General features: G+C 58.8%; 10 protein-coding genes and 1 pseudogene. 6 read left to right on the top strand and 5 right to left on the bottom strand.

Going from position 1 to position 12,764, the window contains the following annotated elements:
* Positions 1–294: 294 nt before the first annotated feature.
* Positions 295–729: pseudogene (locus tag DW850_RS05095) on the bottom strand (ADP-ribosylglycohydrolase family protein); the annotation flags it as partial.
* A gap of 27 nt (positions 730–756) precedes the next feature.
* Positions 757–1,770, bottom strand: coding sequence for a YhcG family protein (locus tag DW850_RS05090; protein WP_158565225.1), 1,014 nt, complete (start codon positions 1,768–1,770; stop codon positions 757–759).
* A gap of 204 nt (positions 1,771–1,974) precedes the next feature.
* Between DW850_RS05090 and DW850_RS05085 the strand changes: the two genes are divergently transcribed.
* Positions 1,975–2,244 carry a hypothetical protein gene (locus tag DW850_RS05085; protein ID WP_117786430.1) on the top strand — a complete coding sequence of 90 codons (270 nt, stop codon included), beginning with the start codon at positions 1,975–1,977 and terminating at the stop codon, positions 2,242–2,244.
* 96 nt (positions 2,245–2,340) lie between these two features.
* Here the strand turns inward: DW850_RS05085 and DW850_RS05080 are convergent, their stop codons facing one another.
* The 3 genes from DW850_RS05080 to DW850_RS05070 all read right to left on the bottom strand — a co-directional run bounded on the left by DW850_RS05080 (position 2,341) and on the right by DW850_RS05070 (position 6,544).
* Entirely contained in the window at positions 2,341–4,824 is a 2,484-nt protein-coding gene (locus DW850_RS05080; protein ID WP_117786429.1) for a phosphatidylinositol-specific phospholipase C, read from the bottom strand.
* A 305-nt stretch (positions 4,825–5,129) separates the two neighbouring features.
* Entirely contained in the window at positions 5,130–5,723 is a 594-nt protein-coding gene (locus DW850_RS05075) for a hypothetical protein (RefSeq protein ID WP_117786428.1), read from the bottom strand.
* A gap of 215 nt (positions 5,724–5,938) precedes the next feature.
* On the bottom strand, positions 5,939–6,544 hold the full coding sequence (locus DW850_RS05070) for a hypothetical protein (protein WP_147349591.1): 606 nt from the start codon (positions 6,542–6,544) through the stop codon (positions 5,939–5,941).
* Positions 6,545–6,920: 376 nt separating this feature from the next.
* On the opposite strand from DW850_RS05070, the gene DW850_RS05065 reads away from it, so the two are divergent.
* From DW850_RS05065 to DW850_RS05045, 5 genes are all read left to right on the top strand, one after another.
* Positions 6,921–7,553 carry a cyclodeaminase/cyclohydrolase family protein gene (locus tag DW850_RS05065; protein WP_158565224.1) on the top strand — a complete coding sequence of 211 codons (633 nt, stop codon included), beginning with the start codon at positions 6,921–6,923 and terminating at the stop codon, positions 7,551–7,553.
* A gap of 2 nt (positions 7,554–7,555) precedes the next feature.
* Positions 7,556–8,410: a bifunctional 5,10-methylenetetrahydrofolate dehydrogenase/5,10-methenyltetrahydrofolate cyclohydrolase gene (locus DW850_RS05060; RefSeq protein ID WP_117786425.1), complete on the top strand. Its 855-nt coding sequence runs from the start codon at positions 7,556–7,558 to the stop codon at positions 8,408–8,410.
* A gap of 354 nt (positions 8,411–8,764) precedes the next feature.
* The gene (locus DW850_RS05055; RefSeq protein ID WP_117786424.1) at positions 8,765–10,288 is read left to right on the top strand and encodes a C69 family dipeptidase; all 1,524 of its coding nucleotides are present in this window, start codon (positions 8,765–8,767) and stop codon (positions 10,286–10,288) included.
* A gap of 99 nt (positions 10,289–10,387) precedes the next feature.
* Positions 10,388–10,804 carry a hypothetical protein gene (locus DW850_RS05050; protein ID WP_117583986.1) on the top strand — a complete coding sequence of 139 codons (417 nt, stop codon included), beginning with the start codon at positions 10,388–10,390 and terminating at the stop codon, positions 10,802–10,804.
* An 8-nt stretch (positions 10,805–10,812) separates the two neighbouring features.
* Positions 10,813–12,576: an AarF/ABC1/UbiB kinase family protein gene (locus DW850_RS05045; protein ID WP_117786423.1), complete on the top strand. Its 1,764-nt coding sequence runs from the start codon at positions 10,813–10,815 to the stop codon at positions 12,574–12,576.
* Positions 12,577–12,764 lie beyond the last annotated feature (188 nt).

Here is a 12,764-nt window from a genome sequence, read left to right as displayed (position 1 = left end):
CTGTTGCAATGAAGATGAGAATCAAGGAACATCCCGCCCGTGATGGCAGATGTAAATAAACGGTGGAACGGCTGTAAAAGAGTCTTGCCACTGGGTAAAATCAGGAGGTGCCGCGGAACCCGCTCCTCAGCTACTCAAACTTCGGAGACGCGGGCAACGCAGGTATTATCGTCAAAAGGGTCGGTTGCAGCCGGCCCTTTTCATGACTCCCTTCGCTATCCGTTACTGCTTATATTCCCGCCAGATCGAGTAGAGGTTCCGGGCAATGCCGGTTACACACATCGAGAGGGTGTCCTAAAACAAACACCGTTCTATCAGCTCTCTACTGCGCAGGGTGTTGATCCACTCCTGCGGAATTGCGCCGATACCGTAGGCCGTGCCGGCGAGGGCGCCTGCGACGGCTGCGGTGGTGTCGGTGTCGTCGCCTAGGTTGACGGCGGCAAGCACGCAATCTTCGTAACTGTTGGTGTTGACAAAGCACCAGGTAGCGGCTTTAAGCGTGTCGCGCACGAAACCGCCGGACCTGATTTCGTGGTCGGGCGCGCTTTTCAGCTGCAGCGCCCACGAGGGGAGTGCGCCGTTCAGCACGTCTCTCATCAGCTCGACAAATATGACGCATGCATCGGTCGACGTTCTGTGGGCGTGCGTAATCGCGGAGACCTTGCTGACCTCTTCGTCTGTCGCATCGGTGAACGCCAGGGGAGCGATGCGCATGAGCGATCCGTTGCCGTTGTCGCGCTCGCTGGAGCCTCATTGCTACCCTTGCGTTTCGTCATTGGTCGCTTCGTTGATGGCGCGGTACTCGGCACTCAGCTCGCGCGCCAGCTCTTCCTTGCTTGGAAGATACGGCAGGTATTTGGCGGCAAACACTTGGTCGTTGTCTTCGGGCAGCGTGTACTCGACGAGCGAATTGCTTTTGTCCGCGCAGAGCACGATGCCTATGGGCGGATTGTCGCCTTCGTTCATGAGCTCACGCGTGTAGTAGTTCACATACATTTGCATCTGGCCCAGGTCCTGATGCGTAAGGTCATCGGTCTTAAGGTCGATGAGCACGAAGCAGCGCATCAGATAGTTGTAAAACACAAGGTCAATATAGAAATGGCGCCCATCAAAGGTGATGCGCTTTTGGCGCGCCTCGAAAGCGAAACCACGGCCAAGCTCCAGCAGGAACTTCTGAAGATGCGTGATGAGCGCCTGCTCTAGATCGCTCTCGCGAAACGCGGCATCGTCCGAGAAACCTAAAAACTCCAGCACATATGGGTCGCGGATGATATCCTCGGGACGACGAGCCGGGGTGCTCTTTTGGATTTCCTGGGTGACAGCCTCCTTGTCTTTGCTGGCAAGTAGGCGCTCGCGGAACATAGTGTTAATCTGGCGTTCGAGCTGGCGCGTGCTCCAGCGAGAGTCGGCGCATTCGTTCATGTACCAGGTGCGAGCTTCGGGGTCAGGAATGCGTATTAACCTGCGGTAATGTGTCCAGCTCAATTCGGGACGCAGTGAGTCCCGAATTGGAAATGCAAGATAGAACTGACGCATTTTGCGCAGCTCCCTTGCTTCAAAACCCTTACCAAAATCCTTGGCAAGTCTGATTGCGAGGGCCTTGAGCAGGGCCTCTCCATACTTGGCACGCTCCTCTCCGCCCTGCTCATCAACAATGCTCTTGCCGATCTCCCAATATGCCTCAACCATCGCAAAGTTAATGGCGGTATAGGCCTTGTCGCGAGCGGCGTTGAGAATCGAGGAAACCTGCTTGTAAAAAACTTCTGGCACGATTGCCGATTCCCCGCGGTTTACCAGTTCACCCATCAATATCGCCCGACTTTCCTCTTGAGGAGTGCATCTTTATTGCATTTAGTTTAAAGCCTCGCGCTGACACGAATTGCTGCGTTGTCTGGCACCTTCGCATGGGGGCCTTGCGGTGACTAAAATGTGGCAATAGAGACAGTTTTCACGAACCCCATGGGAGTGACATGCATGGACAACAACACCTTGCTGTTTCAGGACAAGGGTTCGGGTAGGTTTAAAGACGTCAAGATCTACCCCAACCGCATCGAGGTGCTCAAGAAGGGCACTTTTGGTGGCAAGCACGCCGAAATTGTCTATCTTAAGGACATTACGGGCGTCAATAGAATCAAAGGCCGCGATGTTTTTCTGCGCAACAGGCTGTTGACTGCTTGTGTCTTTAGCCTGAGCAGTCGTGCGAAGGCCCAGGAGTTTGTTAACGCGCTGAACATGGTGATGTAGCGTATGGCGGCGTTCGGGCCAAGGTAAAAATCAGGGGGCACAGAACGGTGTCCTGCGCCCCTCGTCGAGCCGATGTGTCCAAAAGGGTCGGCTTGCCTATTCGCTGTCGTCCCCAGCGTTTTCGCGTTCGCTGGCAAGCATTGCTGCGCCGGCGACTGTCGTCGCCACGGCGGCGGCAGCGAGCCCGGCGGCGATGCCAGAGCCGTCGCCTGTGCCGGCAAGCTTTTCGCCTGAGCCCTTGCGCTTGTTGCCCTTGTCGTTCTTGTCGGCGCCGCCTGCGTTGGTGCCGTTGCCGTCGCCGGTGTCCGTAGCGCCTGCGTTGCCCGAAGCCGTCACGGTAAAGCTCGCGGCTCCGTCATTGGCAAGCTTGTAGTTCTGCGCCGCGTCGCCCAAAAGGCCTTTCGCGCGCACCCAGTACGTCCCTGCGGTAAATGCCTCGCCCTCGACCATTGCCGTGCCCGGAGCGCCGTCCGCGTCGTGCGCAAACTCGAGCTGGGCCGTGCAGGCATCGGTTTCGAGCTTGCCCTCGAGTGATGCCGCAATCTTGGCGCGCACGTCTTCGCCGGCCTTAAGGCCTTCGAGCCCCTCAAAATGGGGCGTCAACGCGCGCGGATCGATATCGATGGGCACATGACCCCGCAGCTCCGTAACGGTCTCGTTGCCCAAGGCGTCGACATCCACATATTCGATGGTAAACGCATGGCCCGAAGCCGCCACGTTGAGTACGTTGCTGCTGTCGACGAGACGGAAATGACCCTCGCCAACGGTCTTGCCATCCTGGAGTGAGGCATCGCTCAGCGAGTCGCCGTATGTCATGCGCATACGGGTCGGGAGGTAGTACGAAGCCGACTGCGTGTGCTTCGCATCGTAATTGCGCTGATAGATGCTCCGGGCCAGCGCCGCATCAACAAAGTCGGATGCGATGATGCCAATGTGCTTGAGGTAATCTGACTTTGTATCCTCGGTGCCGCTGGGATTGATGTACGGGCTCTTGTACAGATGCTCGTTGACTACTCGTGCCGAGGTAAAAGGATTGCCTCCGTGCGACAAGCCCGTGCAGCTGGTGTAGTTGATAGACCAGCAACGCTCCTGGACTTGCACCTTGGCCCTGTCATCGTCCACGACGTCCACCTTGTTGCGCGTGCGCCCGGTCGTTTCCTTCAGCGCATTATCGACCCAGCTGAGCTTGTCGGTTCCCGTGAGTTTGTACTTGTCCTGGGCGTATACCTTGGTGCAATAGGGCTCTTTGTCGCCTGTTTCCCCCGCGGCTTCAAAGCCCCGCGCGTCTTGGACGAGACACATAGTGGTGCTGTCGGAGTGAGCCTTGATCTTGTCATCCCATTCGGTAAGGTTGAGGCCCCACGTATGGCCGCTTGCACTGTTGCCGGCGAGCCTAAATCGACGCAGCAGAACGATCTTTCCGCGCACCTCGCCCAGCGTGGGGACGTGGCTCGACGTGTAGAACAGGTTGGGGTTATCGGCCATAACCTTGGCGAAGGCCGTCGTTATGCTTTCGTCGGTAGCCTCATCGTTGCCGCGCGATACGAGCATGATGAGCGCTTCTGACAGGTTTTCGTTCAAAAACGTTTTGAAGTACCCGATGACATCGGAGAGATGCGGATAGTTCCCGTCTTTTTTGAGTAGGTAGAAAATCCCGTGGTCGATACCGGGGTCGTCGCCCTTTCCGAGTCGGATATCAAAATAGCGGATTCCCTCGAGCAACTGCGTGGGAATGTAATCCTGCTGGCATTTTACTTGCGAGGATTGGGGCTCAGTGTCGTTGTCCACGCTGCAGGTGCCCGAATCGTGCGTACCCGGGATGCTCAGCTCGTCGAGGAACTTGTTGTCGTCGACGTATTTCATCCAACATGGCCCATCGACGTAGCTGCTGTACGTGATCCAGTCGAGGCTGCTAACCGTGGCATCGTTCTTTTTCATGTCGTAACCGATAAGTTCGAGCTCCCACGGAATGCTCTTACTCTTATGGCAGATCTTATTGTTGTCCTGGTCTTTGCCGTTCGATTCTATTGCCAAGTACTTAATGTCTTTTTTCTCGGTTTCTTTCTCGACCGTGCGGTCTCGGATGATATAGGTTCCGTTTGATTGACGCTCGAACGCAAAAGCGCGGCTGGGCTTGTTGTCATACTCGCCGCCCCATACGTGGATGACCTTTCCGTCTTTGTCCGAGTCGTCGTCGACCGACCAAATGCTGTAGCCCGTCTTTTTATGCTCTTCGAAATTGAGCAAGGTGCGGATAGCATACCAGTTTGTATCGTCATTCTTGGTCGTTACGTTCTCAAGGATGAGCTTGTTGGACGTACCGTCATTAAACAGGTGGCAGACGTTGCCGCGAACGTTGCCGTCTTGGTTGACGCTTGCAGTACGAAAATAGCCCGCGGGGCGAAGGCGAATGACGAAATTACCGAGGTGCTCCGCCGGTTTGGGCGTGTCGTCTGCAAATGCCGCTCGCAGGGGAATGCCCGGTGCCGCGGTTTCTGGCAGGCTTGCAAGCGGCGACAGCGCCGCAAGACCTAAGCCCAGCGTAAATGCTCGGCGGCTGATGGCATGGTGTTCGGTCATAACTCCTCCATTCGCAGCGTGCGGTTATGCGATAGTTTTGGTCACTATACTGCCCAGATGTTTAAAGATGCTGGTTTAATTGTCTGCGCGGCGCAATAAATCGGTGGGCGGACGTGTTGAGGTGTTTGTCGTTTTCGTACTGTTGCCACATTTGGGGCGGTTCCGGCGTCCGGCACCCTCGCGTTCGCCGGCTACCGGCATAAGAAAGGGAGGGCCGGTTTACCGGCCCTCCCTGGGTACGAAGCGCTGGGGCACCGCCGCTTGTTAGCGCTGCGCCCGTGTTTCCCGTTGCGCTCGCCAGTCGCTTAGCGCTTGATCTCGATATCGTCGAGCTTGACGTCCATGGCCTCAGTCTTGGCCTTGGCGATGTCATCGGCAAATTCCAGGGACTTCATCATGGCTTCGACGGCGTCCTTGTGCTCCTCGACGTTGTCGATGCGCACGTAGACGCTGCCGCCCTCAACGTCGGTGAAGTACTCAGTCGTTACGCCGCCCGAGTGCGTGAAGTAAGCACTGCGCCAGGTCTTGCCGTTGTATTTAACGGGGTCGCTTTCGGTCCATCCGGAGTTGGCCTTCCACTTTGCCTCGTAGTCGAACAGCTCGTCGGCGTTCTTGTCGGGGTCGAAGACAGGAATGAAGCGGTCGCTCGCGTGCTCGCTTTCGGTGAACTTAAACTGGGCCCTGTCGGCCGTGTCGCCGGCAACGTCGGTAATCTCGACGCCCTCGGGGACCTCGACCTTAAACCAAATGAAGTCGGTCCTCATATCCACGGCTGACTTTTCTGCTCCGCCGCCACCGCTGCTGCCGGTAGCGCCACCGCTTCCGCCACAGCCCACCAGGGCAACCGCGGCAAAGAGGCTGATGCAGAGGGTGAGAATCGCTAAGGCCTTCTTTTTCATGGTCGTGTCCTCCTCGATCTGTAACCGCCCATGGATTACCTGCCTTTACTGTACGCGCGGGCGGCTCGCTAGGGTGGGCCATGTGTCCCATTCTGAGGGCCGGATTTGCGCCGTTAAGTGGGGCGCAAAAGAGGGGAGGGCCGGCCGATCCGATCCTCCCCTGGCTGGGCGTCCGATCATTTAATGACTGCGCATGCGATGCTGCGTGCGAGCCCCTAATGCTTGATCTCGATGCTCGAAATCTCGACTTCGCGCGCCTCGGAAACTGCCTCTGCCATGTCATCGGGGAACTCGATGGAGTTGAGGAGCGCCTCGGCTTCTTTCTTGTGCTGGTCGAAGTTCGAGATGAGGACGTAGACGCTTCCTGGTTCAACGTCGGTAAAAAGGATGGTTGAGATACCGCTGTTGTCTTCGTACGTTCCGACGAGCCACGTCCTGCCGTTATATTCGACGGACCCGCCATCCTTCCACTGGAACGTATCCCCCTTCTTTTCTGCCTGGTCGGCGTGGGACTCCTCGGCCGTCAGCGCTTTTTTCCAAACGGGGATAAAGCGATCGGCCGAGGCGTTCTCGTCTTCGGGGAAGGTGAGCTGAACCCTGTCGGCATTCTTGCCGGCGGAGTCGCTTACGCCGACACCCTCGGGCATCTCGACCTTAAACCAGATAAAGTCGGTCTTCTTGGCGACGGGGGCCTTTTCCTTGCTCTCGCTCTTGGCGGTGCTGCCGCCTCCGCCCGATGCGCTCCCGCCGCAGCCGACAAGGGCAAATGCGGCAAAGAGGGCGATGCAAAGGGAAAGGATCGATAGGGTCTTTTTCTTCATGGTGGCGTCCTCCTTGTCTGCCAGGGACATCGTGTGCCGCGGATCGCTGGGGCGGCGGTTACGCATGCACATGATGTCTTTGTTTACTGTGCGGTTATTCCTCCATTCGTCGTCCGGTGCCGTGATGAGCTTGCCCCAACATAGGGCTCCTTACCTATATGTATGCTCCAGTTGCCGCTGCCCGGAAGTCTCGAAAGGTGGGTCATGTGTCCCATGTTTGTGTCGCTGCCGCCTATCGTGTGCCATAGAAATCCGCGATGGCCAGGTGCGCTGACGCCCATGTGCTTATGGGCTAGACTTAGCACCATTATGTGATCGATGCGGTCGGTCGGCGGTTGCCACCCGACCGATGTATATGACTTGAAGGTGCATGCGTATGAGCCAAGAGATGATGGACAAGACCTGCCGCGGGTTTGCCGAGGCGCTTGCCGCGCGCGAGCCGGTGCCCGGCGGCGGCAGCGCGAGCGCCTTTGTGGGTGCGCTGGGCGCCTCGCTGTGCGGGATGGTCGCGCGCTACGGCGCGACCAACCCCGCGCTTGCCGATCGCGCGGATGACCTGACGCGCGCGTTTGCCCAGGCTGATGAGCTGGCCCAGGAGCTTGTCGAGTTGGTTGCCGAGGACGTTCGTGCCTATGGGCAGGTGTCCGCGGCGTACGGTATTCCGCGTGACGATCCGGCTCGAGCGACCGCGATTCAGGATGCGCTGCATGTGGCCGCTATGCCGCCGTATCGCATTATGGATGCCTGCGGGCGTGCGCTGGCGCTGCTCGAGGACATGGCCGACAAGGGTTCGCGTCAGCTGCTGTCCGATGTGGCGTGCGGCGCCGTGTTCTGCCGTTCCGCTATGCAGGGCGCGAGCTTGACGCTCTTTGCGAACACCACGTCTATGAAGGATCGCGCTCGTGCTGAGGAGCTCGAGACGGCGTGTGATGAGTTGCTCGACATGTGGTTGCCGCGCGCCGATGCGCTGGCGCGCCGCGCCGCCGACGCCGCAAGGAAGAGGGGATAGCCATGGCTGAACTGCTGAAGGGTGCCCCCGTTGCTCGCGCTTTGACTGAGGAACTTGCTGCTCGCTGCGTGGCTTTGCGCGAGCGCGGCGTTGTGCCGACGCTGGCTATCGTGCGCGTGGGTGAACGCGAGGACGACCTATCCTACGAGCGCGGTGCGCTCAAGCGCTGCGAAAAGGTTGGCATTGAGGCTCGCCGCGTTTTGCTTCCCGCCGATGTTTCGCAGGACGAGCTGTTGGCGGCCATCGAGGACATCAATACCGATTCGTCTGTTCATGGCTGCCTGATGTTCCGCCCGCTGCCCGCCGGCCTTGACGAGGACGCGGTTGCCGCGGCACTCGATCCTGCCAAGGACGTTGACTCCATGACGCCGACTTCGCTGCTCACCACGCTTTCGGGGCGCGGCGAGGGTTTTGCCCCCTGCACAGCCGAAGCCGTGCTTGCTTTGCTGGATCATTACGGCGTTGAGCTGGATGGGGCCAAGGTCGCGGTCGTTGGTCGGTCGCTGGTGATTGGCCGTCCCGTTGCCGCCATGCTTACGGCTCGCAATGCCACAGTGACGACGTGCCATACGCATACGCACGACCTTGCTGCCGAGTGCCGTGCTGCCGACATTGTGGTTGCCGCCGTTGGACGCGCGCGTACGATTGACGTGGATGCGGTTCGAGAGGGCCAGACGATCATTGATGTTGGCATTAATTGGGACGAGGCCGCTGGCAAGTTGGTGGGTGACGTCGATTCTGATGCTGCGGAGCCGGTCGTTAACGCCATCACGCCCGTGCCGGGCGGCGTGGGCGCTGTGACGACGGCGATCCTCGCCAAACACGTGATCGAGGCGGCCGAGCGCGCATCGAAATAGGCGTTTTGGGCTGTTTGAGGGGTTAGCTCTATACCCCGTGGACAAAAAATGCCAAATATGAGTACTGTTGCCAAGATAGTCACATATTCTTTAGGTCAAATAGGCTCTCTAACGATATTTATTATCGATAAAGAGCCTATTTTATTGGACCTATGAGGAATTACATCATCTAATTTTTGAACAAATGTAGACTTTTGGCACCCATACGTAGCAAAATTGATGTTACTAAATTGGTGACAGTACTCACATTTGGCATTTTTTGACCACAGGGGTTGCCAGCGCCGCGGTTTCGCCCTTTCTGCGCCGAAGCGATACACTGTTATCGTTTGATTTCTTCGCTCAAGGAGGATGCGCATGCCGTGCACAACGATTTTGGTTGGTAAGAACGCGAGCTACGACGGGTCGACGTTGGTTGCCCGCAACGAGGACTCGTCCAACGGGGTGTTTGAGCCCAAGCGTATGCGCGTGGTGCATCCCGACGAGCAGCCGCGCGTCTACACGAGCGTCCTGAGTCACCTGACCGTTGAGCTGCCCGATAATCCCATGCGCTACACGAGCGTCCCCGATGTTATTCCCGGTCACGGCATTTGGGCCGAGGCGGGCTTCAACGAGCTCAATGTGGGCATGTCCGCAACCGAGACGCTCACCACTAACGAGCGCGTTCGCGGCGCCGACCCGCTCGTGGACTACGTGCCCGCCAAGGGCAACGAGGGCGAGGACGGATACGTTCCGGCACAGCCCGGTGGCCTGGGCGAGGAGGACATGGTGACCCTGGTGCTGCCATATGCCAAATCTGCCCGCGACGGCGTACGCATTCTGGGTGACCTGCTCGAGCGTTATGGCACCTACGAGAACAACGGCATTGCCTTTAGCGACGTGGACGAGATCTGGTGGCTCGAGACCATCGGCGGCCACCACTGGATCGCCAAGCGCGTGCCCGATGACGCCTATGTGACCATGCCCAACCAGCTGGGTATCGACAGCTTTGACCTGGATGACGCCGAGAGCGCCCAGGCCGACCACATGTGCTCCGCCGACCTGCGTGCCTGGATGGCCGAGTGGCATCTGGACCTGACGCTGGGCGTCGATGGCGACGGCCCGGCTGCGATCTTTAACCCGCGCGAGGCCTTTGGCTCGCACAGCGACAGCGACCATGTCTACAACACGCCGCGCGCGTGGTACATGCAGCGCTGCCTTAACCCCAGCGATGTGTGGGACGGCCCCGACGCCGACTACACGCCCGAGAGCGATGGCATCCCCTGGAGCCGCGTGCCCGAGCGTAAGGTGACCATCGAGGACATCAAGTACGTGCTTTCGAGCCACTACCAGGGCACGGAGTACGACTGCTACGGCAGCAAGGGCACGCCCGCCACACGCGGCGCCTATCGCCCCATCGGTATCAACCGCAACAGCCAGCTCGCTGTGCTGCAGCTGCGCCCCTATGCGCATCCGGCCTACCGCGCCGTGCAGTGGATGGCCTTTGGCTCCAACTCGTTTAACGCGCTGGTTCCGCTGTACGCCAACGTCGAGACCATGCCCGAGTACTTTGCCGACACGCAGGCTCGCGTGACGTCCGAAAACTTCTACTGGGCCAACCGCCTGATCGGCGCGCTGGCCGACGTCCGCTTCCATGAGTGCGGCCGCGCAGTCGAGGATTATCAGGAGAAGGTCGGCGGCATGGGCCACAAGCAGATTCATGACGTCGACGCTGCCGTAGCCGCGCTGCCCGAGGCCGAGGTGCCTGCCGAGCTTGCACGCGCCAACGAGGAGTTTGCCGAGCTCGTGCGCGTGGAGACCGATGCCCTGTTGGGCAAGGTGCTCTACACCACGAGCTGCGCCATGAAGAACTCTTTCGCGATGAACGACAACGTGAGATAGGGATTTCCCGTCGATCGAATAGCGCTAAAACGCTTTGTCGCTTTCACTCAATCTTGGGTACAAGAACGCCAATGCAGTTGTTTGTGATTGGAGACAACCATGGTTATGAAACTCGATCAGCTTGTTAACGGCGCCATCAACGTGGGCTTTGGCGCTGCCGCCGTTGCTGTCGAAGGCGGCAAGAAGGTCCTCGACGACCTTAACACCAAAGGCGAGCAGGTCCGCAAGGACACCGCCACCCCCGATATCGCCCGCAGCGTGTCCGACATGTTCGAGCAGGCCGGCGGTACCATCTCCGATCTGACCGAGCGCTTGGGCATGCAGGGCGAGACCGCGGCCCAACGCGTGCTCGACGAGCTCATTCTGGCTCGCGTCCGCGTTATGACCGCGCCCGAGCGTACAGCCTTCCTGGCCCATGTGCGCGACATCGTCGATTCGGTCGAGGACAACGTGACCTCGGTGCCCGTCGAGTCCGTTGAGCCCGACGATGCGAAGGATACCGAAGAGGCCGAGTAGCAGCGCAGATGGCAGATTCCACCACCGATTACAACAATCTAGATCCCTTGGGTGACGAGGCGGCGGTTGTCGATGAGGTCGGCGCCGCCGTCTCGGGCGCTCGCAAGAAGCCGCGCGCTGTCGATATGGTGCCCGAGGAGCCCGAAGCGATGGCGCCGGACGAGGAATACCAGCTCACGCCGGCGGGTCGTCGCGAACGCATTGGGCAAATTGTTCGCCTGGTCAAAAAGTACCGCGTGTGGGATAACCTCACGCCGGTTCGTTTGCGCCGCCTGCTCGAGGAACTCGGCCCCATGTTCGTCAAGATGGGGCAGATTTTGGCTAACCGGTCCGAGATTCTGCCGCAACGCTTTTGCGACGAGCTGCGTCGTCTGCGCTCCGACGTGGAGCCGGTGCCGTACGAGGTCGTACTCAGTTGTCTGGAAGAAGAATACGGCCTGCGCCTGGGGGAGATGTTCGATGCGATCGACCCCAATCCGCTTGGTAGCGCATCGCTCGCGCAGGTGCACCGCGCTCGTCTGGTGACGGGCGAGGACGTGGCCGTCAAGGTGCAGCGCCCCGGTGCGCAGCAGGTTATGGCACAGGACATCGATATCATCCGCTCGGTGGTGCGTATCGTTTCCAAGTTCGTCAACACCGATCAATTTGTTGACCTGCACGGCGTAGCCGAGGAGTTGTGGACCTCGTTTCGCGAGGAGACCAACTTTTTGGCCGAGGCCAAAAACCTCAACGACTTCTACGAGTTCCATAAGAGCGTTCATGGCGTGACGTGTCCTAAATCCTATCTGGACCTGTGCACCGAGCACGTGGTGGTTATGGACTACGTCGACGGCATTTCGATCGCCGATCCTGAACGCTTGGTGGCCGAGGGCTATGACTTGGAAAAGATCGGTGCCGCAATCGTCGAGGATTACTCGACGCAGGTGCTCGATGACGGCTTTTTCCATGCCGACCCGCATGCGGGAAACATTATTCTCAAGGACGGCATCGTTTACTTTATCGACTTGGGCATGGTCGGACGCATGTCGAGTCACGATCGCGGTATCGTCAAGGACATGATTTTCGCCGTGGCCGAGGGTGACGTGCCCAAGCTCAAGGATTCGCTCATGCGCTTCGCCGTGACGCGTGGCGACTCGGCTGAGCTCGATCATTCGGCCTTTTTGTCCGATCTTGACTTTATCGTGGCTGACTTTGCGGGCCTTGACCTGAAGGATCTGGATATCGGCGAGTTTTTGACCTCGCTGTTAAACCTGGCGCGCAAAAACGACGTTGAGCTGCCGAGCGTGGTAACGATGTTCGCCCGCGGCATGGTGACGCTCGAGGGCCTGTTGACCGAGTACATGCCCAACGTCAACATGATCCAGATCATTCAGACGCATATCAAAAACGAAAAAAGCACTTATGCGCGCGTGCGCGACATGGGACGCGATCTTGCTGCGAGCAGCTATCGCGCGGCAAAAGGCTCGCTCGAGGCGGCCGAGTATCTGGGCTTGGCTTCGCGTATGCTCACGCGCGGCCAGCTTAAGGTGAACACGCAGATCATGAGCAGCGATAAGGCGCTGCGACAGCTGGGCGGAATTATCGACCGCATGTCGATGGCAATTGTGATCGCCGGCCTGTTTATCGGTTCGTCGGTGGTGTACTACGCACGCATCGAGCCGGTTGTGTTTGGTATCCCAGTCATTGGCTTTATGGGCTACGTGAGCGCGCTGGTGCTGGCGCTTATGCTGGGCCGCAATATCTGGCTCAACAGCCACGGCGGCAAGCACTAGAGGCTGCGGCCGTCACCGCATTTTCCTATCGCAAACAATAGCTTTTACCTTGGGCTTCGCCTGCGTGCGAGGCCCTTTTGCGTGATACCATTTTGACGGTAATAATCGATGGCCTAGATGGTGGTGCGGAGACGCACGAATGCGCGGTTTTCCTGCGCGTTTGGGAGAATCGGGGTGCAAGTCCCCGG

The sequence above is a fragment of the Collinsella sp. AM36-4AA genome, from assembly GCF_003467795.1.
Taxonomy (GTDB): Bacteria; Actinomycetota; Coriobacteriia; order Coriobacteriales; family Coriobacteriaceae; genus Collinsella.
The sequence above is the reverse complement of the archived record's forward strand: the minus strand, read 5'-3'. Positions and strand labels throughout refer to the sequence as shown.